The sequence below is a fragment of the Pigmentiphaga sp. MLSB6-MA01 genome (assembly GCF_058793475.1).
In genome coordinates this window covers 128534-152946 of record NZ_JBXAFV010000013.1, presented here as the reverse complement: position 1 = coordinate 152946, position 24413 = coordinate 128534, and the positions used below count along the sequence as shown (strand labels likewise).

Annotated in this window: 25 protein-coding genes; 7 read left to right on the top strand and 18 right to left on the bottom strand. The window is 68.1% G+C overall.

Annotation, left to right across the window (positions count from 1 at the left end; translation table 11 throughout):
- Window positions 1-100: 100 nt before the first annotated feature.
- The 3 genes from AC1Q6E_RS20860 to AC1Q6E_RS20850 all read right to left on the bottom strand — a co-directional run bounded on the left by AC1Q6E_RS20860 (window position 101) and on the right by AC1Q6E_RS20850 (window position 2904).
- The gene (locus tag AC1Q6E_RS20860) at window positions 101-976 is read right to left on the bottom strand and encodes an amidohydrolase family protein (RefSeq protein ID WP_152795804.1); all 876 of its coding nucleotides are present in this window, start codon (window positions 974-976) and stop codon (window positions 101-103) included.
- Between the two features lie 79 nt (window positions 977-1055).
- The gene (locus AC1Q6E_RS20855) at window positions 1056-1757 is read right to left on the bottom strand and encodes a 4-carboxy-4-hydroxy-2-oxoadipate aldolase/oxaloacetate decarboxylase (protein ID WP_152795802.1); all 702 of its coding nucleotides are present in this window, start codon (window positions 1755-1757) and stop codon (window positions 1056-1058) included.
- Window positions 1758-1935: 178 nt separating this feature from the next.
- Window positions 1936-2904, bottom strand: coding sequence for a Bug family tripartite tricarboxylate transporter substrate binding protein (locus AC1Q6E_RS20850; RefSeq protein WP_296557806.1), 969 nt, complete (start codon window positions 2902-2904; stop codon window positions 1936-1938).
- 175 nt (window positions 2905-3079) lie between these two features.
- On the opposite strand from AC1Q6E_RS20850, the gene AC1Q6E_RS20845 reads away from it, so the two are divergent.
- From AC1Q6E_RS20845 to opgC, 3 genes are all read left to right on the top strand, one after another.
- Window positions 3080-4018 carry a LysR family transcriptional regulator gene (locus tag AC1Q6E_RS20845; RefSeq protein WP_152795798.1) on the top strand — a complete coding sequence of 313 codons (939 nt, stop codon included), beginning with the start codon at window positions 3080-3082 and terminating at the stop codon, window positions 4016-4018.
- Between the two features lie 96 nt (window positions 4019-4114).
- Window positions 4115-5629 (top strand): glucose-6-phosphate dehydrogenase, encoded by a 1515-nt coding sequence (gene zwf / locus AC1Q6E_RS20840; protein WP_152795796.1) that lies wholly within the window; start codon window positions 4115-4117, stop codon window positions 5627-5629.
- A gap of 165 nt (window positions 5630-5794) precedes the next feature.
- Entirely contained in the window at window positions 5795-7018 is a 1224-nt protein-coding gene (gene opgC / locus AC1Q6E_RS20835; protein WP_492573448.1) for an OpgC domain-containing protein, read from the top strand.
- Here the strand turns inward: opgC and AC1Q6E_RS20830 are convergent.
- Window positions 7015-7692: an SGNH/GDSL hydrolase family protein gene (locus tag AC1Q6E_RS20830; RefSeq protein ID WP_152795794.1), complete on the bottom strand. Its 678-nt coding sequence runs from the start codon at window positions 7690-7692 to the stop codon at window positions 7015-7017. The two genes, opgC and AC1Q6E_RS20830, sit on opposite strands and share 4 nt — an antisense overlap.
- A 200-nt stretch (window positions 7693-7892) precedes the next feature.
- On the opposite strand from AC1Q6E_RS20830, the gene AC1Q6E_RS20825 reads away from it, so the two are divergent.
- The gene (locus AC1Q6E_RS20825; protein ID WP_296557812.1) at window positions 7893-8198 is read left to right on the top strand and encodes a hypothetical protein; all 306 of its coding nucleotides are present in this window, start codon (window positions 7893-7895) and stop codon (window positions 8196-8198) included.
- A gap of 55 nt (window positions 8199-8253) precedes the next feature.
- Here the strand turns inward: AC1Q6E_RS20825 and AC1Q6E_RS20820 are convergent, their stop codons facing one another.
- Complete coding sequence (locus AC1Q6E_RS20820) at window positions 8254-8916, bottom strand: ParA family partition ATPase (RefSeq protein WP_492573447.1); 663 nt, start codon at window positions 8914-8916, stop codon at window positions 8254-8256.
- A 199-nt stretch (window positions 8917-9115) separates the two neighbouring features.
- A complete protein-coding gene (dusA, locus tag AC1Q6E_RS20815) occupies window positions 9116-10129 on the bottom strand; it encodes a tRNA dihydrouridine(20/20a) synthase DusA (protein ID WP_152795788.1) in 1014 nt (337 codons plus the stop codon).
- A gap of 75 nt (window positions 10130-10204) precedes the next feature.
- On the opposite strand from dusA, the gene AC1Q6E_RS20810 reads away from it, so the two are divergent.
- Window positions 10205-10582 carry a hypothetical protein gene (locus tag AC1Q6E_RS20810; RefSeq protein WP_152795786.1) on the top strand — a complete coding sequence of 126 codons (378 nt, stop codon included), beginning with the start codon at window positions 10205-10207 and terminating at the stop codon, window positions 10580-10582.
- A 27-nt stretch (window positions 10583-10609) separates the two neighbouring features.
- Here the strand turns inward: AC1Q6E_RS20810 and AC1Q6E_RS20805 are convergent, their stop codons facing one another.
- Genes AC1Q6E_RS20805 through AC1Q6E_RS20795 form a run of 3 tightly spaced genes read right to left on the bottom strand, consistent with a single transcriptional unit; the run spans window position 10610 to window position 13293 of the window.
- Window positions 10610-11617, bottom strand: a complete 1008-nt coding sequence (locus tag AC1Q6E_RS20805) for a Bug family tripartite tricarboxylate transporter substrate binding protein (protein WP_492573446.1) — start codon at window positions 11615-11617, stop codon at window positions 10610-10612.
- A 43-nt stretch (window positions 11618-11660) separates the two neighbouring features.
- The gene (locus tag AC1Q6E_RS20800) at window positions 11661-12455 is read right to left on the bottom strand and encodes a menaquinone biosynthetic enzyme MqnA/MqnD family protein (protein ID WP_152795782.1); all 795 of its coding nucleotides are present in this window, start codon (window positions 12453-12455) and stop codon (window positions 11661-11663) included.
- A complete protein-coding gene (locus tag AC1Q6E_RS20795; RefSeq protein ID WP_296557822.1) occupies window positions 12433-13293 on the bottom strand; it encodes a TauD/TfdA dioxygenase family protein in 861 nt (286 codons plus the stop codon). The genes AC1Q6E_RS20800 and AC1Q6E_RS20795 overlap by 23 nt, the downstream gene beginning before the upstream one ends.
- 107 nt (window positions 13294-13400) lie before the next feature.
- Between AC1Q6E_RS20795 and AC1Q6E_RS20790 the strand changes: the two genes are divergently transcribed.
- A complete protein-coding gene (locus tag AC1Q6E_RS20790) occupies window positions 13401-14300 on the top strand; it encodes a LysR family transcriptional regulator (protein WP_152795778.1) in 900 nt (299 codons plus the stop codon).
- Window positions 14301-14367: 67 nt separating this feature from the next.
- Here the strand turns inward: AC1Q6E_RS20790 and AC1Q6E_RS20785 are convergent, their stop codons facing one another.
- Genes AC1Q6E_RS20785 through wrbA form a run of 3 tightly spaced genes read right to left on the bottom strand, consistent with a single transcriptional unit; the run spans window position 14368 to window position 16809 of the window.
- The gene (locus AC1Q6E_RS20785; protein WP_152795776.1) at window positions 14368-15771 is read right to left on the bottom strand and encodes an FAD-binding oxidoreductase; all 1404 of its coding nucleotides are present in this window, start codon (window positions 15769-15771) and stop codon (window positions 14368-14370) included.
- Between the two features lie 25 nt (window positions 15772-15796).
- Complete coding sequence (locus tag AC1Q6E_RS20780) at window positions 15797-16201, bottom strand: DUF2069 domain-containing protein (protein WP_152795774.1); 405 nt, start codon at window positions 16199-16201, stop codon at window positions 15797-15799.
- Complete coding sequence (gene wrbA, locus AC1Q6E_RS20775; RefSeq protein ID WP_152795772.1) at window positions 16198-16809, bottom strand: NAD(P)H:quinone oxidoreductase; 612 nt, start codon at window positions 16807-16809, stop codon at window positions 16198-16200. Before wrbA ends, AC1Q6E_RS20780 begins: the two co-directional genes overlap by 4 nt.
- Window positions 16810-16830: 21 nt before the next feature.
- On the opposite strand from wrbA, the gene AC1Q6E_RS20770 reads away from it, so the two are divergent.
- Entirely contained in the window at window positions 16831-18279 is a 1449-nt protein-coding gene (locus AC1Q6E_RS20770; RefSeq protein ID WP_152795770.1) for a YihY family inner membrane protein, read from the top strand.
- Between the two features lie 28 nt (window positions 18280-18307).
- On the opposite strand, the gene AC1Q6E_RS20765 is transcribed toward AC1Q6E_RS20770, so the two are convergent.
- The 6 genes from AC1Q6E_RS20765 to AC1Q6E_RS20740 form a co-directional block, all read right to left on the bottom strand.
- On the bottom strand, window positions 18308-19156 hold the full coding sequence (locus tag AC1Q6E_RS20765; protein ID WP_492573444.1) for a DODA-type extradiol aromatic ring-opening family dioxygenase: 849 nt from the start codon (window positions 19154-19156) through the stop codon (window positions 18308-18310).
- Window positions 19157-19169: 13 nt separating this feature from the next.
- On the bottom strand, window positions 19170-19475 hold the full coding sequence (locus tag AC1Q6E_RS20760; RefSeq protein WP_152795766.1) for a hypothetical protein: 306 nt from the start codon (window positions 19473-19475) through the stop codon (window positions 19170-19172).
- 2 nt (window positions 19476-19477) lie between these two features.
- Window positions 19478-20461: a type 2 periplasmic-binding domain-containing protein gene (locus tag AC1Q6E_RS20755; protein ID WP_152795764.1), complete on the bottom strand. Its 984-nt coding sequence runs from the start codon at window positions 20459-20461 to the stop codon at window positions 19478-19480.
- 19 nt (window positions 20462-20480) lie between these two features.
- Window positions 20481-21464 (bottom strand): tripartite tricarboxylate transporter substrate binding protein, encoded by a 984-nt coding sequence (locus AC1Q6E_RS20750; protein WP_152795762.1) that lies wholly within the window; start codon window positions 21462-21464, stop codon window positions 20481-20483.
- Window positions 21465-21553: 89 nt separating this feature from the next.
- Window positions 21554-22654, bottom strand: a complete 1101-nt coding sequence (locus AC1Q6E_RS20745) for an amidohydrolase family protein (protein ID WP_492573443.1) — start codon at window positions 22652-22654, stop codon at window positions 21554-21556.
- Between the two features lie 144 nt (window positions 22655-22798).
- Window positions 22799-24322: an isochorismatase family protein gene (locus AC1Q6E_RS20740; protein WP_492573442.1), complete on the bottom strand. Its 1524-nt coding sequence runs from the start codon at window positions 24320-24322 to the stop codon at window positions 22799-22801.
- Between the last annotated feature and the right edge of the window lie 91 nt (window positions 24323-24413).

Here is a 24413-nt window from a genome sequence, read left to right as displayed (position 1 = left end):
GGCGCTGATGTCGGCGGGCAGCGCCAAATGAATGGCCCCGGGGCGCGAAGTCCGCACGTCCGGGGCCGAGGGTAAAGCGTCGTCAGTCAGTGCGCGGCGTTCAGGCCAGCGGCTTGAAGCGGTACAGCTTCTCGGGGTTCTCGACCAGCAGCTTGCGGCGCAGGGCGGGGTCCGGGCAGAAGTCCAGCATCAGGTCGACCAGCTCGCCGTCGTTGGGCATGTCCTTCGAGATGTTCGGATGCGGCCAGTCGGTGCCCCACAGCACGCGGTCCGGCGCGGCTTCGATCAGCCTGGCGGCGAAGGGCGCGGCGTCGGCGAAGGGACGCTTGCCCACGGACACGCGTTCGCCGCCGCAGACCTTGACCCAGGCCAGCGGATTCTTCATCAGTTCCAGCAGCGCGCGGAAGGGTTCCTGGTCCAGGCCCTTGGCGGCCTGTACGCGGCCCATGTGGTCGATCACGAACGGCACGTTGATGCGGTTGATGCGGTCGCTGTAGGTCAGGATGTCCTGCGCGTCCAGGTGCAGCACGACGTGCCAGCCCAGGCCGTCCAGGCGCTCGATGGTCTTGTCGAAGACTTCGAGGTCGGGGGCGCCGCCCAGATGCTGCACGAAGTTGAAACGCACCGCGCGCACGCCGCCGGCATCCATGTCGGCCAGTTGCTCGTCGGTCTCGGAGCCGTTGACGATGGCCACGCCCAGGTAGCGGCCTTCGCTGCGGGCGATGGCGTCGAGCATGGCGGTGTTGTCGTCGCCGTGGCAACTGGCCTGCACGATCACGGCGCGGTCCAGGCCCAGGAAGTCATGCAGCTGGCGCAGGCGCTCGAAGGGAGCATCCGGCGGGGTGTAGCTGCGGTCGGGCGCGTAGGGGAACTTGTCGGCGGGGCCGAAGACGTGGCAGTGGGCATCGCACGCGCCGGCCGGCAGGGCCTCGCGTGGTTTGACGGGATTCGGATCGGGTGCGGCGCAGGTTTTCATGGTTCAGCTTCAGGTTCGGGGACTGCCGCGGCAAGCCGCGGCGGGGTCCGGTGGGGACGGGTCTCCCCCGGGGGCGGTCTCAGCCGTTCAGTTCGTCCAGCGAATCGACGTAGCGCAGGCCGGCTTCGGCCAGCCTGGGACGCATGTTGTAGATGTCCAGGCCGAGGTCGCCGGAAGCCAGGCGGGCGCGCTTGCCTTCTTCTTCCTGCACGCGCTTGTCGGCTTTCTGGACGACGGTGGCGACCTGGGCATTGGGGACGATGGCCACGCCGTCGTCGTCGGCCACGATGGCATCGCCGGGGTTGACCAGCGCGCCGCCGCAGACGATGGGCACGTTGACCGAGCCGATGGTCGCCTTGACGGTGCCGCGGGCATTGATGGCCTTGGACCAGACGGGAAAGCCCATCGCGGTCAGGGTGGCCACGTCGCGCACGCCGGCGTCGATCACCAGGCCGCGCACGCCGCGCGCCTTGAGCGAAGTGGCGAGCAGGTCGCCGAACATGCCGTCGGCGTTCTCCGTGGTGCAGGCCACGACCAGGATGTCGCCCGGCGAGCACTGTTCGACCGCGACGTGCAGCATCCAGTTGTCGCCCGGCTGCGCCAGCACCGTCACCGCCGGCCCGGCGATCGACGCGCCCGCGTAGATGGGACGCATATAAGGCCGCATCAGGCCGACGCTGCGTCCCTGCGCCTCATGCACCGTGGCCACGCCCTGCGCGGCCAGCTTCTCGGCCGCGCCCTCGGGCAGCGCCGGCTTCTTTCGTACGACTACACCCAACATTCTTTTCTCCAACCGTTAAGCAACACGTCGCATCATCCACCACCAGACCCAATCGACTACGGCGTACAAAACGCCGTTCTCCGTCAGCCTGGTAGTACCCCAGGGCACAGCGGATCCGGCTCCGCCGGTCCGCCAGTGCCGCCCCCCTGGGGGGGCGCGCGTAAGCGCGTAGGGGGGGTTACTGCTTCTCTATCTTGGCGGTGTCGATCACCTTGCTCCACTTCGCGATCTCGGCCACCAGGAAGTCCTGGAACTCCTTGGGCGTGTTGGTCTGCGGAATCATGCCGACGTCGACCAGCTTCTTGTTGATGGCCGGATCCTTGACCACTTCGCGCACGGCGGCGTTCAGCTTGTCGACGATGGCGGCCGGCGTGCCGGCGGGCGCGGCGAAGCCGTTCCACGAGACGGCCGTGTAGCCCGGCACGGTCTCGGCGATGGTGGGGGTGTCGGGGAACAGCTGGCCGCGCTTGACCGAGCCCACGCCCAGCACGCGCAGGCTGCCGCCCTTGATGTTGCCGATGACGGCCGGCACGGTCTCGAACATGACCTGCACGCTCTTGCCCTTGACGGCGCTCAGGACTTCGCCGCTGGACTTGAACGGAATGGTGGGCACGTCCAGGCCCGCCATGGAGCGGAACATCTCGGCCGACAGATGCTGGGTGCTGCCGACGCCGATGGTGCCGAGGTTGAAGTGCTGCGGGTCTTTCTTGGCCGCGGCGATGGCGTCGGCGACGGTGTGCAGCGGGCTGTTCTGGTCCACGGCCATGACGATGTCGAACGAACCGACCATGGAGACCATCGCGAGCTGCTTGACCGGATCGTAGGGCAGCGACTTGAACAGCGACGGGCTGACGGCCTGCTGGTTGCTGACCAGGAAGAGCGTGTGGCCGTCGGGCGTCGCGCGCGTCACGGTGACGGCGCCGGTGATGCCGCCGGCGCTGGGCATGTTCTCGACCACGACCGGCTTGCCGAACTTCTCGGCCAGGCCCTGGGCGACGATGCGGGCGGTGACGTCGGCAACGCCGCCGGGCCCGAAGGGCACGATCAGGCGCAGCGGCTTGGTGGGGAAATCCTGGGCATGGACGCCGGTGGCGGCCAGGGTGGCGGTGGCGCCGATGCACAGGCGCGCGAGCAGGGTACGGATCATTGTCGTCCTCAAATCGTTGGAAGGGGTGGCGACGGGTCGCCTGCCCGCCTTCTGGTCATGCATGGAGCCCATGGACACCATGCCGTCAGACTTGCATTTTGACCCGGAAACCCCCATTGGAAGCCGCAAATCGGAACTAGCTGTTATGCTTAAAAAACATGAATCGGGGCTTTCCATGGACTTGAAACAACTCGAATGCTTCGTGCGAGTCGTCGAGTTCGGCAGTGTCACCCGGGCCGCGATCACCCTCAATCTATCGCAACCCGTGGTCAGCCGCCACGTGCGCCAGCTCGAGGTCGAGCTCAAGGAACACCTGCTCGAACGCAATGGCCGGGGCGTCATTCCCACCGACGCCGGCAAGCGGCTGCTGGAGCGTGGGCGCGGCATCCTGCACCAGGTGCGCCTGGCCAGGCAGGAAATCGAAGACCTGCGCGGTTCTCCAGCCGGCAAGGTGGTGGTGGGCATGCCGCCCAGCGTCGGCAAGTCGTTGACGGTGGATCTGGTCAGCGATTTCCGGGCCGAGTTCCCACGTGCCTCGCTGGGCGTGGTGGAGGCCCTGACCGTGTCCATGTACGAGTGGCTGCTGCTGGGGCGCCTGGACTTCGCGCTGCTCTACAACCCGCCGGTCACGCAGCAGGCGGCCTACGAGCATGTCTGGTCCGAGGACCTGTATCTGATCGGCAGCCGGGGGTTGAAGGGCAAGCCCATGCCGGCCAGCGTCAAGATGCGCGAGCTGGCCAACTACCCGTTGATCACGCCGGGGCAGCCCAACGCCATCCGCAATCTGCTGGAGGTGCAGTGCGCCCGCCTGGGCGTGCCCTTGTCGGTCGAGCTGGAAGTCGACGCGATCGAGTCCCTGCTGGACCTGGTGGACCGGGGAATGGGGTATGCGGTGTTGTCGCGCAATGCCATCTACGGCCGCGCGCATCGCCCGCATCTGCGCGCGGCCCGCATCGTCTCGCCGTCGCTGACCAGCCAACTGGTGATCGCGACCGTGTCGCAGCGGCCGCTGACGCGCCTGGCCCAGGCCACCATCGACCTGATACGCAAGCGTATCCAGGGCGGCATCCTGGCCGGGGACGCGCAGCGCGATGAGGCCCGCAGCAGGGCGTGACCAGATGTGAGCGAGCGCCGCCGCCGTGTTGCGACGCCGCATCGCCGCCGCCATAATCAAGCCATGTCCTGGAGACGGCAAGCGATGGATTCCCCGATGAACAGGCAGGCGCCGCCCGTGGCGCTGCAGCCCGCCCCGCGTTGTACCCTGGTCATCTTCGGCGCCACGGGCGACATGACTGGCCGGCTGCTGATGCCGGCGTTGTACAACCTGGCGCGCTTCAATTCGCTGCATGCCGATTTCCGCGTCGTCGGCGTCGGCCACCGCAAGCTGGACGACGACGAGTTCCGGCGCGGACTGAAGGCTTCCATGGACCAGGTCGTCGCCGGGCGGGGCGGTGCCGCCGCCAGTTTCGATGTCCGGGCCTGGGACTGGCTGATGGGCCGCACGTCCTTCCTGATGGGAGACTTCGAGGGCGAGCAGACCTATGCCCAGCTCGCGAGCCTGCTGGCGCCCGAGCCGGGCGGCGTCATTTTCTATTTCGCCACCGCGCCCGCTTTCTTTCAGTCCATCGCCCGCCACCTGCACGATGCGGGGCTGCTGAAACAGAGCCATGGCCGCTGGCGGCGCGTGGTGATCGAGAAGCCGTTCGGCCGGGACCTGCCATCCGCGCGCGAGTTGAACAAGCAACTGACGCGGGTCGTGCACGAAAACCAGATCTTCCGCATCGACCATTTCCTGGGCAAGGAAACGGTGCAGAACATCCTGGTGTCCCGCTTCGCCAACAGCGTGCTCGAAAGCAACTGGAACCGGCTGTACATCGATCACGTCCAGATCACGGCGGCCGAGGCGATCGGGGTGGAGCGCCGGTCGCAGTTCTACGAGCAGACGGGGGCGCTGCGGGACATGGTGCCCAACCACCTGTTCCAACTGCTGGCCATGGTGGCGATGGAGCCGCCGAACTCCTTCGATGCCGATGCGGTACGCACCGAGAAGGAAAAGCTGCTGGATGCCATCCGCATCCAGACGCCGGCGGAGGCGTTGCAGAACAGCGTGCGCGGCCAATACCGCGCGGGCCTGGTCGGCGGCCATCCCATGCGCGGCTACCGCGAGGAGGAGGGCGTGGCGCCGGACAGCCGGACCGAGACCTATGTGGCCCTCAAGCTGGGCATCGACAACTGGCGCTGGGGAGGCGTGCCGTTCTACTTGCGTACCGGCAAGGCGCTGGCGCGGCGCCAGACGCAGATCGTCATTGCCTTCAAGGATGCCGGCCATGCGCTGTTCCGCCAGGGCGCGCAGGAAAAGCCCCCCGCCAACTCCCTGGTACTGCAGATCCAGCCCGACGAGGGGCTGTTCTTCCACATGAAGGCCAAGGTGCCGGGCTCGAAGATCCGTATCGCGCCCGTCAGCATGGATTTCCGCTACGCGGACCATTTCATGACCGGGCACAGTTCAGGCTACGAGACCCTGATCTACGACTGCATGGTGGGCGACGCGACGCTGTTCCAGCGGGCGGCCGACATCGAGCTGGGCTGGGAGGCGGTGATGCCGTTCCTGGACGCCTGGGAAGAGGGCGGCGAGATCCATTCCTATCGTGCCGGCAGCCAGGGACCGGCGCAGGCGGACGTGCTGCTGGCCCGCGACGGGCGGCAGTGGCTGTCGCTGGAATAGCCGGTGCTGGCGGCGCGAAGCCGCATGGACCCCGATCGCGTCGGAGGGCCACTGATGCGTGCCGCGCACGATCGTGGCCTAACCGTATCGGATTGCAACAACCACGAATTGTTCGCATTCCATGTTGTCCATGCTGACTCCACCTGAATTGCGCCCGCCAAGCCCGTGTCCACCGTTTCCACCTTTGCTCCCGCTCCGCCGCCCGCCTCGTCCCGCCGCTGGGAACTGGACGCCTTGCGCGGACTGATGCTGGTGCTGATGACGTCCACGCATCTGCCCACCTGGTTCGCGGTACCCGCGGGCCAGCCCTTCGGTTTCGTCTCGGCGGCGGAAGGCTTCGTCTTCCTGTCGGCCTACATGGCTGGGCTGGTGTACACCCAGCGCGCCGTGCGCGACGGCATTCCCGCGATGCGCCGCGCGTTCCTGCGGCGCGCCCTGGTCATCTATGCCTGCCAGGCGGCGTGCCTGCTTTTCCTGTTCACGGTCATCGCCGCGCTGGGCATGAAGTTCCACCAGCCGGCCGCCAACAATCTCATGTCGTTCTATCTGCATGCGCCGCTGACCGGCCTGTGGACGGGGCTGCTGATGATCTACAACCCGCCGCTGCTGGATATCCTGCCGGTCTACATCGTCTTCATGCTGGCGAGCCCGTGGATCCTGAGCCATGTCCTGCTGCGCGGATGGAAAGGGGTGATGTGGACCAGCCTTGCCGTGTGGGCGGCCGCCCAGTTCGGCCTGTCGCGCGTGCTCTACGACGGCCTGGTGGCGATGACCGGGCTGCCGGTGCCGTTCCGCGAGACCGGCTCCTTCGAGACATTCGCCTGGCAGTTGCTGTGGGTGCTGGGCCTGTGCCTGGGGGCTTATCACGCACGGGTGCCGCGCGACCGCCGCATCGTGTTTCCGTCCTGGCTGGTCAAGGCCGCGCTGGGCATGGCGATACTCTTTTTCGTCTGGCGCCACCTGACGGGGCTGGAGCCTTTCGCCCAGGGCGATCCGCTCAACCTGTGGTTCGACAAATGGCACGTGGGGCCGCTGCGGCTGCTCGATTTCCTGGCGTTGGTCGTGTTGCTGCTGCACTACGGCGACTGGCTGACCCGCCGTCTACCCCGCGTGCGGCTGCTGGAGACGCTGGGCGCCGCATCGCTGCCGGTCTTTTGCGCCCATCTGGTCATTGTCCTGGTCGCGCTGGCGGTGGTGGGAGAAAGCCACCCGGGCAGGCCGCCGTGGTTCGACCCGCTGATGTTCGGGCTCAGCGTCGCGGCGATGTATGTCGTGGCCCGGCTGGTGCGCATGTTCGGCTCCGGACCGGGGCCGGGGCAGGTCCGGCGAGCGGCGGGGCGCGGCGCCGCCGCCGGGCCGGCGCTGGGCGTCGGTACGCGGCCGGGCTAGCGGACGTGGCTTGAGATGATCGAGGTCCAGAGCGCGTAGCCGGCGTCGCTCAGGTGCAGCGCATCGTCCCGGAACAGCTCGGCCCTGGGCATGCCATCGGCCGCCAGCATGGGAGTGAAGACGTCGATGTAGTCGGCGTTGGGCACACTTTCCGTGTAGGCCTTGATCAGCGCGTTGGTGGCGCGGGCCTGGAGGATCAGCGAATAGCGCGCCGGGCTCGGTTTGATCGAGATGTAGGCGATACGGGTGTCGGGCAAGGCATGGCGCACGCCCTCCACGAACAGGGTGAAGCTGTCCAGGATCTCGCGGGGCGTGCGGCCTTCGGCCAGGTCGTTGTCGCCGGCGTAGACGAGGACGATACGGGGCTTGTAGGGGACGACCAGCCGGCTGAGATGGCGGGCGCAGTCGATCATGCGCGAACCGCCGAAGCCGCGCTTGAGGACGGGAAGATCCTTGAACCGGGTTTCGAGGTCGTTCCACAGGCGTATGGACGAACTGCCTATGAACAGGATGCCGCCCGGGGCCGGCGCATGCAGGCGGTCTGCCTGGTCGAACGCGGCGAAGCTGGCCGCCCATTGCGTATCGACGGTTGCCTGCGTGCCGTCCGCCGGGTCCGCCGCGCAGGCACTGCCCGCCGCAAGCAGCAGGGCGAAAACGGCATGGCGGGACCTCATGGGACGTGCGCGAGCAATACGGACGACGAAACCTCCATCATACCGGCCGCCGCGCGGCGCAGCCCTGGATTTGTCGCCGGTGTGGCGCCGGCCGCTACAAGAATGGCGCGAATGTAAATTTTTGCTAGCGCCGCGGACCTCTTCGTAAATCCTGCACTCCAATAGGCTAGGGTCGAGAGACGGACTCTTGGAGGCCAGCCATGAACCAGGTCGTCGAACATGTCGCCGTTCAGTATTTCCTGAAGTCCCGGGTGCATGATCTGCCCGAGGGGCAATTCCGGGGCTATGTCGAGGTGAAGGCCCGCTCCGGCAAGGACATGCTGGACAGCCGGCTCAAGTACTGCTCCCTGATACGCGGTACGTGGAACGAGGCCATCGAGGACGCCGAGCGCCTGGCAGAAAGCATGCGCGCCGCGGATTACCGGGACGGCGAGTGCTTCGTCTTCTCGACGCGCGGCGCTAGCAGCTTCGATGCGCTGATGACCATGTTCGGCAGCGCGCGCTGATCCGGGCGGGCCGTTGGCGATTGCCGCGCGTTCGAGGGGGGCAGGGCCTGTCCGCTCATGTAGCGGGTTTGCCCGGCGCCTGGCGCGGCGCCGCGAAGGCCTTGGCGCTTTCGTACTGGACGTCCAGTAGTTCGCACACCTGCATGGCCAGTGCCACGCATGCATTGGTAAGTTGCCAGGGAAGCTCGGCGGGAATGCGGTCCTGCAACAGCAGCTTCGTTGCCGGCAGGTGTGGAATGGGGTCCAGCAGCCGCTGGCCGAAGGCACCCAGTTGCGTATTCAGCGAGGCCCGGGCCATGCGGCGGCCCGGCGGATCCGCCGGCCATTGCGAGGGGAGGCCCCAGGCACGGGGCATCCATTCAAGGTCGCGCTGCACGGTGCGCATGTCTTCGTGGGAATCGCGGAACGGGAGCAGGACCAGATCGGCCAGGTTGGCGAGATGGCTGTCGGTATCCGAGCGGTTGCCGCCACCGTCGATGACGCCGAACCAGTCGCCCACGCCGTTCAGCGTGGCGACGACCTTGGCCAGATTGCCGGCGTCGCGGGCGTCGAAGGGCAGGTAGAGACGATTGTCCTTGGAAAGGCGCTCGCGTTCGAGATCGGTCAGCACGCACACCACGCGCTTGCCCAGCAGCGCCATCCCATGCGAGATCATGTGCGACAACGTGGTCTTGCCGGTACCTCCCTTGTTTCCCAGCACACATACGATCTGGGCCATGACTTCCCCCGAGCGCGCCGCGTGGCCCGGTCCGGCGCCGGGGCTCGCGTTCCGCGCCGCCATAGGGCGCGCGGGCGGGCTCGGGCGCTGGCCGTACCCGCCTGGCAGTATGGCCGCTGCCCGGCCGGGCCGAAAGCGCGAATAGCGGGGAATAGCCCCGATTGTTCGGCCCCGCGGGGGTCGGGCCGGGGCTCGGGCGTCAGGCGGCGCGGCGTTCGGCCGCGCCGGCCACGACCTGCCAGGCCGTATTGATCAGGGCGGGATCGTTGGCGGCCAGCAGGCGGCTGTCGGACAGCATCTGGCGCCAGCGGCGCGCGCCGCCCTGGGTGTTGAAGAGGCCCAGCATGTGACGGGCCACCGCGCGCAGCGGTACGCCACGCGCCACCTGGTCGCCGGCATAGTCCATCATGGCCCGGACCACGGTCTCGTCATCGGGGATGGGCGCATCCGGCCACAATTGGCGGGAAAGCTCCGACAGCACGCGGGGCCGGTGATAGGCCTCGCGCCCGAGCATGACGCCGTCCAGGTCGCCTCCGCCGTGGCCGATGTGCGCGAGGGCGTCGCGCGCGTCCGCGAGCCCGCCGTTGAGCACGATGAGTGCCTGCGGGAAATCGCGCTTGAGCTGGCGCGCCACGTCGTAGCGCAGTGGCGGGATCTCGCGGTTCTCCTTGGGCGACAGGCCTTTGAGCACGGCGTTGCGGGCGTGGACGATGAAAACGTCGCATCCCGCCGCGTGCACGGTGCCGACGAAGTCGCGCACGAATCCGTAGGATTCGTCGTAGTCCAGGCCGATACGATGCTTGACCGTGACCGGGACGCCGACCGCGTCGCGCATGGCCTTCACGCAGTCAGCCACAAGCGCGGGCGTGGACATCAGGCAGGCGCCGAACGCGCCTTTCTGCACCCGGTCCGACGGACAGCCGCAGTTCAGGTTGATTTCGTCATAGCCCCGATCCTGGCCGGCCCGGGCCGCGCGCGCGAGGGCATCCGGCTCGTTGCCGCCCAGTTGCAGCGCGACCGGATGCTCGGCGCGATCGAAATCGAGGTGCCGGGCGGCGTCGCCGTAGAGGATCGCGCCGGTGGCGATCATCTCGGTATAAAGGCGGGCATGCGGGGACAGCAGCCGATGGAAGAAGCGGCAGTGGCGGTCGGTCCAATCGATCATGGGCGCGACACACAGTTCCCAGCCGCCAAGTCGTTGATTTGAAAGCATAATGCCGCAATCATAACCCGCCATGCGGCTTAACCGATATCATTGCCGCTACGTTTCGATCCGGAGATATTCTTCATGCGCAAGCAATTCCTCGCCGCCACGCTGATGCTGGCCGCCTCGTTGGGCTCCGCCCATGCCGCCAATCTCAGTTTCCTGAACGAATCCATCCTGGTGCGCATTCCCAAGGCCCAGGTCCCCCAGTTCTCGGCCGAGGTGGGGCGCGTGCTGAACGATGTGGCCGACGGCCAGACCGCCACCTGGAGCAGCAAGCCCGAGCGGGCGCGCCAGGTGCCGGTCAGCGTCACGTTCGCGCCCCGGAACACGACGCGTACCAGCAAGGGCCAGACCTGCCGTTTCCTGGCTGCCGACGTGGCCCAGGGGACCGCGAAGGAGAACTGGGGATTCTGGTTCTGCAAGCAGGAGAGCGGCGCCTGGCGAGCGAGCGCGAGGTAAGCGGCGCCTGGCGGCGCCGTCGCGCCGTTATTCCAGCTTGAGTCCCAGTCGCTTGATGACATCGCCCCAGCGGCGCGTGTCGGCGTCGATGCGCGCGGCCATCTCGGCGGGCGTGCCGCCCGTCGCGTCCCAGCCTTGCGCCGCCAGCTTGGCCCGAACCGGGGCTGACCGCAGGATGGCGTTGATCTCCTTCGCCAGCATGGCGGCCACCGGTGCGGGCGTGGCGCGCGGCGCGTAGGCGCCTATCCACAGCTCGGCGCTGAAGCCCGGCAGGCCCGCGGCCTGCGCGATGGTTGGCACTCCCGGCGCCAGCGGCGAGGGCTGCGCCGACGTGACACCCAGCACCCGTACCTTGCCGGCCCTGGCCTGTTCGATGGCTCCGGACGGCGCCATGAAACCCGCCTGGATCTGGCCGCTCATCACGGCCATGGTGACCTGCGGGAAGCCCTGGTAGGGCACGTGCATCATCCGGATGCCGGCTTCTTGCGCGAACATCTCGCCCGTCAGGTGCGAGCCCGAGCCCACGCCCACCGACCCGTACGAGATTTCCTTCCCGTTGGCGCGCGCATCGGCCAGCAGGTCGCCCAGCGTGGCATAGGGGAGCCTGGGGTCGACGACCAGGATCTGCGGGCTGACCGCGGCCAGGGACAGCGGTTGCAGATCCCTCGCGACGTCGTAGGGCAGGTTGGGGTAGAGCAGGGCCGAGGTGGTCAGCGGACCGTGGGCGGTGACGCCGAAGGTATGGCCGTCGGTGGCGCGCGCCACCAGGTCGACGCCGATATTGCCGGCGGCGCCGGGCTTGTTCTCGACGATGACCGGCTTGCCCAGTTTCTGTGACAGCGGTTCGGCGATCAGCCGGGCCACCGTGTCGGGCGAGGTGCCGGCGGGGAAGCCCACGATGAGCTTGACCGGCTGGGTGGGCCAGGGGGTGTCGGCGCCGCGGGCCATTCCGGTGGCGAGCAGGCCGCCCGACAGGACAGCGAAGGCGAACAGCGTGCGCCGGCGCGGCGCGGAACGTAGCGAAAGGCAGGGCATGGATGTCTCCTGTTTTTGGATGGATGAAGGACGGGCGGGGACGTCACGTTTGCAGCGCCACGGCGGTGGGCAGGACCTGGGCCATGCGCCGTATGCCCGCTTCGGCGGCCTCGCCCAGTTCGAATTCGAAATTGCCGAGCAGCGCCCGCAGCGCCGTGGGCGCCGAGGCCACGCCGTGGCGCGCGCAATGTTGTTCGATGGCCAGGTCCGGCTGGCCGGCGTACCGGGACAAGGAGGCCGCCAGGCCGGCGCGCAGCGGCTCCAGCGCGTCGTCCGCCAGATCCCGGCGGTGGACCCACACCGCCGAGACCACCGGGGTGCCTTGCCATTCCCACCATTCCCGCCCCAGGTCGTGGACGTGCGGGAAACGTCCACGCGCCGCCTCCTCGACCGCCTGGTCCTGGATCAGCAGCCGGGGCATGGCCGGGTCGGCGGGCAGGCCGCGCCGCCAGCGGCCGATGCGCAGCCCGTACTTGTCCGCCAGGATGGCATGCAGCACCCGCAGCGACGTGGCGGTCTCGTCGCAGATCGCGATGTCCGCGCCGTCCAGTTCATGGATGGGGCGCGGCGAGAACAGCAGCACGCTGCCCGCGCGCTGGCGGTAGGCTAGGCCCAGCCCGCCCAGGCGCGGCCACTGGTCGCCGCGCGCCAGCCAGTCCACGGTGGCCATGGGCGTGGCGTCCAGCAGGCCGGTATCCGCCATGGCCAGGACCGTGCTGGACACGCAGGGCACGCGCCGCACGGGCCAGTCCTCGCTGCCGACGTAGAACGGAATCCAGGGCACCGACTGGAAATGCCCGACGCGCAGGCCGGCCTCACGCATAGTGGACGTAGGCATAGCCGCGATGCATCAGCCGCTGGCCGCCCTGGTAGTCCGCGGGCGAGGCCGAGTGCAGCGAGGCGCGGTTGTCCCAGAAGACCAGGTCGCCGACCTGCCATTTGTGGCGGTAGACCGCCTCGGGGCGGGTCGCGTGGGCGACCAGTTCGGCGGACAGCCGCTGCGCTGCTTCGCCGGAATAGCCGCTGATGCCCCGGACCAGGGTCGGGCTGATGAAATACAGCGGCCGGCCGGTCACCGGATGGCTCTGCACCAGTTCGTGTTCCCGGTCGGGCCACCTGGCGCGGTCGGCTTCCGACAGGGGCCTGGCCGAGCCGGGGTTGCGGGCCAGCAGGTAGTCGTTGTGCTGGTTGAAGTTGTGGACCACGGTCCTGCCGTCGATGCGGGCCTTCAGCTCCGCCGGCAGCGTCTCATAGGCCCTGCCCATGCTGGCGAACAGGGTGTCGCCGCCGACTTGCGGCGTCATCACGCAGTACAGCATCGTGACCCCGTCGACGTGCTGGTCGCTGGCCGTGTCGCTGTGCCACAGGTTGCCGTAGCGGTCCAGGAAGGCCGACGGCGTGCCGTCGGGATGCCGGGTGTTGCCCACGCGGCCGATCTCGGGCGTGCCCGGCACGTGGAACTCCTTGCGCTGCGAGATCTTGGGCGTGCCGAAGCGGCGCAGCAGCGCGGCCTGCGCGGGCGCGGCCAGCGATTGCCCGCGTACGACGACGACGGAATGGCGGTGATAGGCGTCCAGCAGCGACTGGAACTGTTCGTCGTCCAGGGGTTGGCTGAGGTCGCAACCCAGGATTTCCACACCCACGTCGGGGTGGAGGGGGCGCAAGGCAAGCGGCATGGCGGGGTCTCCGGAAAAGTTCTTGACGTGCCGCCACATTAATCCTCATTCTATTTATATAGAATCCACAAAAAAGCGCGAACATTGTTCGCGAAAACAGAGAGGTCATGGACACGATCGCCAATTTCCGGACCTTCATCGCCGTGGCGCAGGCCGGCAGCTTTTCCAAGGCGGCGCGCCAACTGGGCATCGCCGCGTCCGTGGTGACCAAGCGCATCGACCAGCTCGAATGGCGCGCTCGCGCCCGGCTGTTCGAACGCAGCACCCGCCGCCTGGCCCTGACCGACGAGGGCCGGCGCCTGCTGCCCGCGGCGCGGCGCATCGTCCACGACGTCGAGGACGCGTTCGGCAGCGCGCTGGGCCATGCGCACGAACTGGAGGGGCACCTGCGCATCAAGGTGCCGACGTCGCTGACCGCCACCTGCCTGGGCGATGCGCTGGGGCGTTTCCTGGAGGTCCATCCCAAGGTCAGCATGGACGTGGTGGTGATCGACCGGCCCGTGAACCCGATCCAGGAAGGTTTCGACATCGTGGTCGGCATGCTGCCGGCCTCGTACGACGGCGTGCTCGAGGCCGGGCTGTGCCCGTTGCCGCGCATGGCGGTGGCGGCGCCGTCCTATCTGGCCGCGCGCGGCCATCCCGCGCATCCCACGGATCTGGCGCGGCACGCGCTGTTGAATTTCCAGCCCACGGGGCCGGTCTGGACCTTCCAGGGGCCGAACGGGCCGATCGCGGTCGAGGTGGCGCCGCGCCTGAGCACCAACGACGGGCACGTGTTGCTGAATTCGGTGCTGCGGGGCAATGGCATCACGATCCTGTCGGCCTATATCGTCGATGGCGCGCTGGGCCGGGGCGAACTGGTCCGGGTGCTGGAGGACTTCGCCATTCCCGAATATTGGATCCGGGCCCTGGTGCCCCACAGCCGGACCCACCTGGGCCGGGTGCAGGCCCTGCTGTCCTGGCTCAGGGACGAGTTCACGCCGCTGCCGCCCTGGGCGCGGCACTGAACGTGGCCGGATCCCGGTGCGCTGTCCCGGGGATTTCGTCAGGCGGACGTATCTCCGGGACCGCACGCTAGCCGGGCAGGACCTTGCCCGGGTTCATCAAGCCGTCGGGGTCCAGCGCCTGCTTGATCCGCCGCATGAGATCCAGGGCCACCGGGCTCTTGTAGCGGGCCAGTTCGCCGCGCTTGAGCTGGCCGATGCCGTGTTCCGCGCTGATCGATCCGCCGTGCGCGTGTACGCTGTCGTGCACCAGGCGGTAGACCTCGTCCTGGCGCAGCAGGAAATCGGCTTCGGCGATGGCCGGCGGCCGGCTGACGTTGTAGTGCAGGTTGCCGTCGCCCAGGTGGCCGAAGGTGATGTGGCGCACGCCGGGCATGGCGGCCTGCAGCAGGGCGTCGGTCGCGGCCACGAAGGCGGGGATGCGCGAGGCCGGGACCGAGATGTCGTGCTTGATGTTCTTGCCTTCCCAGGACTGGGCGGCGGAGATGCTTTCGCGCAGGTGCCACAGCGCGCGGCTCTGCGCCAGGCTGGCGGCGACCGCGGCGTCTTCGGCCAGCCCTTGTTCCAGCGCCTGTTGCAGGACCTCGTGGAAACGTTCCTGGGCGTGCGCCGCGCTTTCGCTGTCGGACACTTCCAGCAGCGCGTACCAGGGCGTGGGGCCCAGCGGCAGTTTCTGGTCGGGGAAGGCGCGGGTCACCACGTCCAGGCTGGCATGCGACATGACCTCGAATCCGGTCAATGCCGCGCCGAAGCCCGAACGGGCCAGGCCCAGCAGCGCGACGGCGGTTTCCAGCGAGGGCAGGGCGGCCAGGGCGGTGTATTGCGCCACCGGCAGCGGATAGAGCCGCAGCGTGGCGGCGGTGATGATGCCCAGCGTGCCTTCGCTGCCTATGTACAGGTCGCGCAGGTCGTAGCCGGTGTTGTCCTTGCGCAGGCCGCGCAAACCGTCCCAGATCTCGCCTTCGGCGGTGACGACCTCCAGCCCCAGCGCCAGTTCGCGCGCGTTGCCGTAGCGCAGGACCTGGGTGCCGCCGGCATTGGTGGCGAGGTTGCCGCCCACGGTGCAACTGCCTTCCGAGGCCAGGCTGAGCGGATAGAGCCGGCCGGCCTCGCGCGCCCAGCCCTGTACGGACTGGAGCACGCAGCCAGCCTCGACGGTGATCGTATCGTCGTCGGTGTCGAGGGCGCGCAGCCGGTCCAGTCGCTGCGTCGATACGACCACCGCGCGGCCGCTGGCGTCGGGCGTGGCGCCGCCCGCGAGGCCCGTGTTGCCGCCTTGCGGCACGATGGGGACACCGTGCCGGCGGCACAGGCGCACGACGCGCGCGACCTCCTCGGTGGTGCCGGGACGGACCACGGCCAGCGCCGCGCCGGTGTAGCGGCCGCGCCAGTCGGTCAGGTAGGGCGCGGCATCCTGGCCGGTCAGCACCTGGCCGGCCCCCAGCAGGTTCGCGAGTTCGGTCGGCAGGTCCATGTCCGTTTCTCCTTGGCCGAGGCGGTCAGCCCGCCTGCCTGCCCGCCGCCTTGGCGGCCTTGCGCGCGGCTTGCGCGGCGCGCTTGGCTGGCCGCACGTACAGGATGGCGCACCAGAAGAAGACCGTGGTCAGCGCGATCTCGGCCCAGGCCACGTATAGGGACGGCGCCGGATCGGTGGTCCCGCGCACCACGCCTTCCATGAAATAGAGCAGGATCAGCATCGAGGCCCATTGGTAGGTGTACAGGTTGCCGCGCAGCACGCCGCGCAGCGGCAGCAGCAGCGGCAGCGCCTTGAGCGCCAGCATGGAGCCGGGCCGCAGCGGCGCCAGCACGGTTTCCCAGGCGACGCACAGCACGATCAGGGCCAGCAGCGAGACCGAGGCGACCAGGCGCAGCCGCGGATTGAGATCGACGGAGGGGGCGTTCATCGGGCAGGGGCCTGCCGGCCGGTGTGGAGTTCGAGGGCGGTGCGGGCCAGGCGGGCGCCGAGGGCCTCGGCCAGCTGGGTTTCGTCGCGCTGCATGGGCAGGCTGTTGTCCACGCCGGCCACGTGCGAGGCGCCGTAGGGCGTGCCGCCGTGGCGCGTGGCCATCAGCGCGGGTTCGGTGAAGGGCAGGCCCACCAGCAACATGCCGTGATGGAGCAGCGGCAACATCATGCTGAGCAGCGTGCTTTCCTGGCCGCCGTGCATGGACCCGGTGGAGGTGAACACCGCCGCCGGCTTGCCCGCCAGGCTTCCCGCCAGCCACTGCTGGGTGGTATGGTCGATGAAGTGCTTCATGGGCGCGGCCATGTTGCCGAAGCGGGTGGGGGATCCCAGCGCCAGGCCCGCGCATTCCTCCAGGTCCGCCGGTTCGACGTAGGGCGGCCCGCTGTCGGGAATGGCAGGCGCCGTGGCCTCGCACACCGCCGAGACCGGCGGAACCGTGCGCAGCCGCGCCCGCGCGCCGGGTACGCGTTCCACGCCCAGCGCGATGTGCTCGGCCAATTGGCGTGTCGCGCCGTGCCGGCTGTAGTACAAGATCAGAATATCCATAGGCCCGTATTATCCCTCGACATGGTCCAGAAAGCTCCCGAGCCTGACACTTCTTCTTCCGCGCCGCCGCCTTCGGGCGCCGCTTCCATCCAGGCGCGGGCGGTCGCGCTGCGCCGCAGCCTGCTCGCCAACGAGTCCTGGCCCGTGCGCGTGGGACGGCTCCTGCGGTTCGCGCTGCAGCGCGCGGCCGACGAACGCATCACCCAGGTCGCCTCCAGCCTGACGTTCACCTCGGTGCTGTCGATGGTGCCGCTGCTGGCGGTGGCGCTGGCGCTGTTCACCGCCTTTCCCTTGTTCCGCGAATTCCAGGGGGCGCTGGAGGAATTCCTGATCTCCAACCTGATGCCGCCGTCGGTGGCGGACAACATCATGGAGTATCTGAACCAGTTCGCGCAGAAGGCGAGCCGGTTGACCGCGGTGGGCGGCATCTTCCTGATGATCACGGCCGTGTCGCTGATGCTGACCATCGACAAGGCATTGAACGAGATCTGGCACGTGCGCAAGGGCCGGCCCCTGCCGCAGCGGGTGCTGATCTACTGGGCCACGCTCACGCTGGGACCGGTGCTGATCGGCGCCAGCCTGTGGGCCACGTCCTTCCTGGCCCGCGAGTCCATGGGCCTGGTGGGGGACGTCCCCGCGCCCATCGGCGTGCTGCTGTCCTTCATCCCGCTGATCCTGACAGGCCTGGCCTTCGGCGCGTTGTTCATGGTGGTGCCCAACCGGCACGTCGAGGCGCGCGACGCGATGACGGGCGGTTTCGCGGCGGCCATCGTGCTGGAAATCATGAAGTCCGGCTTCGCGTTCTACCTGACGCGCTTTCCCACCTACACCGTGCTGTACGGCGCGTTCGCCACGCTGCCGATCTTCCTGATGTGGATCTACATGTCGTGGCTGGTGACGCTGTTCGGCGCCACGCTGGCGGCCAGCCTGCCGTTGATCCGCATGGGGCGCTGGGAAACCGTGCGGCGGCCGGGACGGCCGTTCGTCGATGCCCTGTCCATCCTGCGCGCGCTGTCTGCCGTGCGCGACCGCAATCCGCCGGGCCTGAGCACGCTGTCGCTGCGCAGCCGGCTGAACCTGCATCACGACGAACTGATGGTGGTGCTCGACACCCTGTCCAGCATCGGCTACATCGCCCGTATCGGCGATGCCGGCGCCGCCCGCGAGCGTTGGGCCATGGTGTGCGATCCCACGGTGGCCACCCTGGCGCCCGTGGTGGACCGGCTGCTGCTGGACCGGGCGCCGCTGGCCGACGACCCCATGTTGTTGCACGCGGTGAACGCCGCCTGGGAAAGCGGTTCGGTCACCATCGCGGAGGCCCTGAAACAGCGGCCCGAGGACGTCGAGGCGGAACTGGCGCTCGACCGCGAGCTGGAATTGGAGCCGGACCGGGAGCAGGAAGCCGAGGCCGAGGAAGAAACGGCCGAGGGCATTCAGGAGGAGCGGCTGCGCCGCCTGCGCGCCTCGTGACCCGGCGCGGCCCACGCCGGCCGCGCCGTCATTCCAGTCGCCAGTACACGCCGCCCATGCCGCAGCGCATGGGCACCGAAGGCACGTAGAACACCGTTTCCGCCCGCGCGTTGCCGCAGACCCCGGCAGCGCCCATGGCCACCACCCAGGCCAGCAATTCCGCCGCGCCGCCATCGCCGCCGGTCAGCAGTTTCTCGAAGGTCAGTTCGCGCTTGACCCGTTCGGCGTTGCCTTCCTCCATCAAGGCGAGGAACCAGCGGTCGAACTCCTCGTGCACGGTGAAATAGTCCTTGCCGCCAGGATCGTGCGACAGGCCGCCCGTGCCCATGATGACCACCCGTTCGTCGGACGGGAAGGCCTGGACGATGCGCGCGATCGTCTCGCCCACCGCATGGCAGTGCGCAGCGGTCGGCACCGGCGGCACGACGGGGTTCATGTGGATGGGGATGAAGCGCACGTCATAGCGCGGGAACAGGAATTTCAGGGGCACCGACCAGTTGTCGTCGAACAGCAGCTTGTCGGCGAATGCGTGGTTGATGCCTGCCCTGGCCGATTCGCGCACCAGCGCGCGGCCCAGGTCGCGATGGCCGCGCACCGTATAGTCCGGCACGTTCAGCCAGTCGCGGAACCACGGCGCCGGCCCGGCCCATTGTTCGCCTATGCCCACGCAGAAGTCCGGAATGTTGTCCAACGAGAAGTTCAGCAGATGGTCGTTGGCGACGCCGATGACCACGTCGGGCCGCACTTCGTCCATCAATTTCTGGAACTGCGCGTAGCCGTCCAGCACGCCGTCCTGCTCGTGCCTGGGCGCCTTGTCTATCCAGCCGGTGACGCCGGGGGCGTGCGCCACGCCCAGGGTTGCGACGATCTTTGCCATGGGGGTCTCCGCTTCAGTCCTTGGAGGCGATGCCCATCTTCTCGGCATAGAGCCGGGCGGCATCGCTGTCGTTGTGGTTGCGCGCGCCGCCCTTGAACAGGCGCGATATCTGCGGAAGGAAATAGGGGTGCACGCCCATCGCGCCGAGGGCCTCGATGTCCATGTCGCGCCAGGCGCGCTTTTCCTTCTCGTCCAGGCCGTAGGCGGCCATGGTGCCTTCCAGGTCCTGCTTGAAGGCGAGGTGCTTTTGCGCGTCGCGCCGCAGCTCGAACACCATGCGGTTCGAGGGCAGGGTCTTGTCGGTGTCCCGGATTCCCATGATCAACACTCCCGTTGCGAAAAAAAGTCTCCCGCCGGGACGAGCCAGGCCGCCGGATCGCGCGGCCGGCGGGACAGTCCCTGCTGGAAATGGTACATGGCGAAGGCCTGCAGCACATCCTGGTTTGCGGCCAGGCCATACGGCCAGTAGTCCTCGCCCATCAGGTCCACGGTGCGCTGATACTCCGCCGCGACCCAGGGCAGGGTGGCAGCCAGTTGGCAGACGTCCCGGATGTCCTGCAGCGCCACGCGCCGGGCGGCTTCGAAACCTTGGCAGACGGCTCGGGCCAGCCAAGGATGGCGTTCGTGCAGCTCGCGCCGCAGCCCCAGCACATGCATGATGGGAAAGAAGCCGGTGCGCCGGTAGTAGTCCTGCTCGATTCGCTGGTGGTCCGGGAACAATCTGGCCACGGTGTCCTGCCCGGCTCCGAAGCAGGAAGGTACCTTGGCGCCGATGACCGCGTCGATGTCCCCCCGAGCCAGCATGCCGGCCAAGTCTTTATCCGGCAGGGCGAGCAGGGGGACCCCTGGTACGGCGGTGGCGGAAGCCGGACCGGGTTCGCCGGCCTCCATGGCGGCTTCCACCCACTGCATCTCGTGAGGCTGGATACCGTGGTCGTGGGCCAGGAACGCCCGGATCCAGACATTGGCCGTGGTCTTGTAGTCCGGCGTTCCGATGATCCTGCCACGCAGGTCGGAAGGAGACCGGATGCCCTTGCCAGCATGCACGTAGATGCCGCTGTGCCGGAAGGCGCGCGACGGGAAGACCGGTAGCGCGGCATAGGCCGGGTTGCCCGCGTCCAGCGACCGCAGGTGGCCGCTCAGGGACAGCTCGGTCAGGTCGAACTCGGCCGCCTTCGCACGGGCGAAGGCGGCCTCGGGGTGCAGCGTCGTCGCCCGCAGGTCGACGCCTTCGATGGCAACCCGCCCGTCGATCAGCGGCCGTGTCCGGTCATAGGCGGCGCAGGCAAGCGTCAGCGTCAGCATGGTCGGAGCGCGGCCAGGATCATTTCGCGATCCCCGCGTCGGCGATCACTTTCCTCCACCGGGTTGCCTCGGCGTCGATCAGCGACGAGAACTGCGCGCGGCTGGTGTTGCCGGTCAGCATGCCCATGTCCGCATAGCGCTTGCGCACTTCCGGATCGGCCAGCGCCTGCCGCGCGGCGGCGTTGAGCTTGTCCAGCACGGCCGGGTCCGTTCCCTTGGGAGCGGCCAGGCCTATCCAACTGCCGGTCTGCAAGGCACCGAAGCCCGCCTCCGCGGTAGTGGGCACGTTGGGCAGGATGTCGAGCCGCTGGTTGGCAGCGACCGCGATGGGCTGGATGGTGCCGGCCTTGAGCGGACCGGCGATCGGACCCGCGGTGTAGAACGCCACGTTCACGTCGTTGCGCAGCAGGGCCAGCACGACGGGGGGCGAGCCGTTGAACGGGACGTGGGTCATCGAGACGTTGGCCAGCGTGGCGAAGAACTCGGCCGCCAGATGGGGCGGAGTTCCCATGCCGGGCGAGCCGAAGTTCACCTTGCCCGGACGCTCCTTCGCGTACGCGGCCAGCTCGCGCAGGCTGCGGGCCGGCACGGCGGGATTGACGACCACGATCGTCGGCGCGTTGCTGATCAGCGCGATGGGATCGAACGCCGTCAGCGGGTCGAAGGTCATGTCCCGATAGAGATACTGGTTGGTCGCGAAATTGTTCACCGCTCCCAGCAGCAGCGTATAGCCGTCGGGGGCCGCGCGCGCCACGTCCGCGGCGCCGAGGTTGCCGGAGGCTCCGGGCTTGTTCTCGATGACCAGCGGCTGCCCGAGCTGTTTCTCCATCAGCGGCGCGATCAGGCGGAAGCTGACGTCTCCCAGTCCTCCGGCCCCGTATGGATTGACGATCCGTATGGGCCGGGAAGGGTAGGCGCCGCTTTGGGCACAGGCTGCGCCATGGACGGCAAGGGGCAGCAGCACGAGGGAATATCTGGCAAGGCAATGGTAGAACGGCTTCATGGAATCTCTCCTGGAGTGACGTTTCTCCTTACCGGTGGGCGCACCACCGGCCCGATGCCGGCGGCGCGCCGCGCCTTTCGCCCCGTGTATCAGGGCTCGCCGTAGAAGTTGGCCGCGTTGTCGTAGAGGAACTTGCGCTTCTGTTCCTTGGTGAGGTCCTGGCGCTCGATGATCTCCATCGCGGCGTTGTCCCGCCCTTCGCCATGGGGAAAATCCGAGGAATAAAGAAGCTGGCCATCGCCCAGCAGCTTGAGCTCGTGCGCCAGCATGGCGTCGCTGGATTCGGGGCCCAGGTAGATGCGTCCCGACTTCACCAGGTCGTCCACTTCGCTCTTGGGCAGCATGCTCGGGTCGGCCATCCGGCCCTTGTTGACCTCGGCGTACTGCTTCATGCGCCCGACCGAATAGAAGATCCATTCGCCGCCGAACTCCAGGAACGCGACCTTCAGGCTGGGATACTTGTCCAGCATGCCGTGGCCGGCCATGGCCATGAAGGCCAATTGCGCGGGCATGGCCTTGCCGATCATGTTGGCGTCCTGGATCGACTCGCACAGTTGGGCCAGCGGCGGGAAGCTCATGGCCATGTGCACGCACAGGGGCAGCCCGGTGCGCGTGAACTCGTTCCAGATCGGCTCGAAGCTCGGGTGCGACAGCATGCGGTCGCCCACGGTCCCGAACACCACGGCGGCGGCCGCGCCCATGTCGACCATTTCTTTCATGGCCAGCCGGGCCTGCTCGGCGTCCCGCATGGGCAGCAGGCCCACCCAGCGCAGGCGCTTGGCCGCGTCCCGGCAGCGCGTGCCGATGTAGCGGTTGTAGGCGCGGAAGAGTTCGCCTTCCAGCGTGGCGTCCGCGGCGATGGTCGCGTAGATGGTGCTGGGAAACAGGACCTGGACGTCGATGCCCAGCTTGTCCATGGCGGTGAGCCGGTCGGCAACGTCGCCCATCGTGACACAGCCGACGGGCAGGGAGAAGGCGGTGAAGTCGCCAGCCCGCGCGCGGTTGGCGCCGTACTCCTCCAGCACCATGCCGGGGGTGTTGGCGGCGTGGGTGCCGGGTCCGAACGGATGGGGCTCGATGCGGCCGTCCACCAGCCACCCGGTGCCCCAGTTGCCGAGTTCATGGCCGTCCCCGAACTTGACCGGCCGCGGGCGTCGCAGCCAGTACTGTTTGGGTAGGGTTTCCCACATTTCCGGTGTCATTAGAACGTGGGCATCTGCGTCATAAATCTTGAATCCTTCAAGCATGTCAGTCCTTTCACGTAATTGATGAGGGGGAAAGCAGCAGGCTACTGAGTCAGTGGGCGGGCAAGGTCCTCCTTCTGAATGCAATATTCAATCCCGCAGGCCCATCAGCCGCAGCGCGGCCCGGGACAGGGCGGAGTCGGGGTCGTTCAACCGGGTCACGATTTCGTAGTGATTCGTGGCGGGCAGCAGCATCAGGTCAACCTGCCTGTCCTGTTCCTGCGCGGCGCGGGCGAAGTCGCGCGCCTGCCGCTGGAATTCCGGGCTTTCCCGGTCGCCGATCGCGACCACGGCCGGGCACCGCAGACGGGACAGGTGCCGGATCGGGCTGTAGCGCTCGATCTCGTCCGGCTGGAGCTTCACGTAGTCGCTGCGGGCGCTGAGCATGACCGGATGCAGGTCGTACATGCCGCTGACCAGCAGCGCGCTCTTGATCAGGTCGGCGGGCAGGTGCAGGGACTCCCAGTCCGTGGTCGCCAGGACCGCGGCCATGTGGGCGCCCGACGAGTGGCCCGACAGGTGGATGCGCTCGGGGTCGCCGCCGAAGCGGGAGGCCTTGGCGCGGATCCAGGCCATCGCACGGCGTGTCTGGGCGATCATGTCGGGCAGGCGCACCTCCGGGATCAGCGAAAAATCCAGCACCACCAATACGCCGCCCGCGGGGACCAGCGTGCGCGCCAGGAAGGACTCGTCATCCTTGCTGAGATTGCGCCAGCCGCCGCCATGCACGTGCACGTGGATGGGCGCGCCTGGTCGCTGAGCCGGAAAGATATCCAGCGTCTCGTGGGGGCCGGGGCCATAGGGAACGTGCCGGTGATGCGGGTATTCCTCGCGGGCGCTGGCGCTGGCCTGCGCGTACCAGGCCAGCAGGGCGTCCCGGTTGTCGGCCCAGGCGCGCTGGTCGTAGGCGCGATCCAGTTCTTCCTGCGTGTAGTCCAGGTAGACCCGCCGGGGCGAGGCCTGCCAATGGGACGCGAGCGTGTCCAGCCGGGTCACGTCGCCCAGCAGGAAGCGGACGTTGTTCAGCGTGGCGTCGTGCGCGGGCTGCGTGTGCGACGCCACGCAATCCTCGGGCACGACGCAGTGAAAGCCCAGCGCGTTCGCGTGGCGCAGCGTGGCTTCGACGCAGATGTTGGTCTGGACGCCGGCGAAGACCAGGGTGCGGATGCCGCGGGTGCGCAGTTCGTGTTCGAGAGGGGTGCCGACGAAGCCGTCGTAGCTGTTTTTCTCCAGCACCGGTTCGCCGGCCAGGGGCTGGACGCCGTACCAGTCGTAGCCCCACGTGCCGCGGTCGCAGCAGACGTCGACGATGCCTTGCTCGGCCAGCTTGGTGCGCATGGACGCGGGCAGCAGGTCGGGCCGGTAGCAGGCGCGCAGCCAGAAGACGGGAACGCCATGTCCGCGCGCGGAATCGAGCAGGGACTGGAGCCGGGGCACGATGGCGCCGCACGCCGCGATGTCCTTGCCGATGACACGCTCGACATAGCCGCCGGGGGCGCAGAAATCGTTCTGCATATCGATCATCAGCACGGCCGTGTGGGCAACGTCCACCCGGGCCGCCAGGGAAAGGAGGGGCTGCGCATCCGATAAATCGCGATAGGCGTCGGCTTTCAATTCCTTCTCCATAATCGATGATTTTTCTATTTTCGATTTTTGGCGTATTTTTAGTAATAATCGATTATCTGTCAATAGATAGTTGATCTGG

Bases quoted from the DNA above. Each gene is read 5' to 3' on its own strand.
- AC1Q6E_RS20860 (WP_152795804.1), bottom strand. From the start codon at position 976: ATGAAAACCTGCGCCGCACCCGATCCGAATCCCGTCAAACCACGCGAG.
- AC1Q6E_RS20855 (WP_152795802.1), bottom strand. From the start codon at position 1,757: ATGTTGGGTGTAGTCGTACGAAAGAAGCCGGCGCTGCCCGAGGGCGCG.
- AC1Q6E_RS20850 (WP_296557806.1), bottom strand. From the start codon at position 2,904: ATGATCCGTACCCTGCTCGCGCGCCTGTGCATCGGCGCCACCGCCACC.
- AC1Q6E_RS20845 (WP_152795798.1), top strand. From the start codon at position 3,080: ATGGACTTGAAACAACTCGAATGCTTCGTGCGAGTCGTCGAGTTCGGC.
- zwf (WP_152795796.1), top strand. From the start codon at position 4,115: ATGAACAGGCAGGCGCCGCCCGTGGCGCTGCAGCCCGCCCCGCGTTGT.
- AC1Q6E_RS20830 (WP_152795794.1), bottom strand. From the start codon at position 7,692: ATGAGGTCCCGCCATGCCGTTTTCGCCCTGCTGCTTGCGGCGGGCAGT.
- AC1Q6E_RS20825 (WP_296557812.1), top strand. From the start codon at position 7,893: ATGAACCAGGTCGTCGAACATGTCGCCGTTCAGTATTTCCTGAAGTCC.
- AC1Q6E_RS20820 (WP_492573447.1), bottom strand. From the start codon at position 8,916: ATGGCCCAGATCGTATGTGTGCTGGGAAACAAGGGAGGTACCGGCAAG.
- dusA (WP_152795788.1), bottom strand. From the start codon at position 10,129: ATGCTTTCAAATCAACGACTTGGCGGCTGGGAACTGTGTGTCGCGCCC.
- AC1Q6E_RS20810 (WP_152795786.1), top strand. From the start codon at position 10,205: ATGCGCAAGCAATTCCTCGCCGCCACGCTGATGCTGGCCGCCTCGTTG.
- AC1Q6E_RS20805 (WP_492573446.1), bottom strand. From the start codon at position 11,617: ATGCCCTGCCTTTCGCTACGTTCCGCGCCGCGCCGGCGCACGCTGTTC.
- AC1Q6E_RS20800 (WP_152795782.1), bottom strand. From the start codon at position 12,455: ATGCCTACGTCCACTATGCGTGAGGCCGGCCTGCGCGTCGGGCATTTC.
- AC1Q6E_RS20795 (WP_296557822.1), bottom strand. From the start codon at position 13,293: ATGCCGCTTGCCTTGCGCCCCCTCCACCCCGACGTGGGTGTGGAAATC.
- AC1Q6E_RS20790 (WP_152795778.1), top strand. From the start codon at position 13,401: ATGGACACGATCGCCAATTTCCGGACCTTCATCGCCGTGGCGCAGGCC.
- AC1Q6E_RS20785 (WP_152795776.1), bottom strand. From the start codon at position 15,771: ATGGACCTGCCGACCGAACTCGCGAACCTGCTGGGGGCCGGCCAGGTG.
- AC1Q6E_RS20780 (WP_152795774.1), bottom strand. From the start codon at position 16,201: ATGAACGCCCCCTCCGTCGATCTCAATCCGCGGCTGCGCCTGGTCGCC.
- wrbA (WP_152795772.1), bottom strand. From the start codon at position 16,809: ATGGATATTCTGATCTTGTACTACAGCCGGCACGGCGCGACACGCCAA.
- AC1Q6E_RS20770 (WP_152795770.1), top strand. From the start codon at position 16,831: ATGGTCCAGAAAGCTCCCGAGCCTGACACTTCTTCTTCCGCGCCGCCG.
- AC1Q6E_RS20765 (WP_492573444.1), bottom strand. From the start codon at position 19,156: ATGGCAAAGATCGTCGCAACCCTGGGCGTGGCGCACGCCCCCGGCGTC.
- AC1Q6E_RS20760 (WP_152795766.1), bottom strand. From the start codon at position 19,475: ATGGGAATCCGGGACACCGACAAGACCCTGCCCTCGAACCGCATGGTG.
- AC1Q6E_RS20755 (WP_152795764.1), bottom strand. From the start codon at position 20,461: ATGCTGACGCTGACGCTTGCCTGCGCCGCCTATGACCGGACACGGCCG.
- AC1Q6E_RS20750 (WP_152795762.1), bottom strand. From the start codon at position 21,464: ATGAAGCCGTTCTACCATTGCCTTGCCAGATATTCCCTCGTGCTGCTG.
- AC1Q6E_RS20745 (WP_492573443.1), bottom strand. From the start codon at position 22,654: ATGTGGGAAACCCTACCCAAACAGTACTGGCTGCGACGCCCGCGGCCG.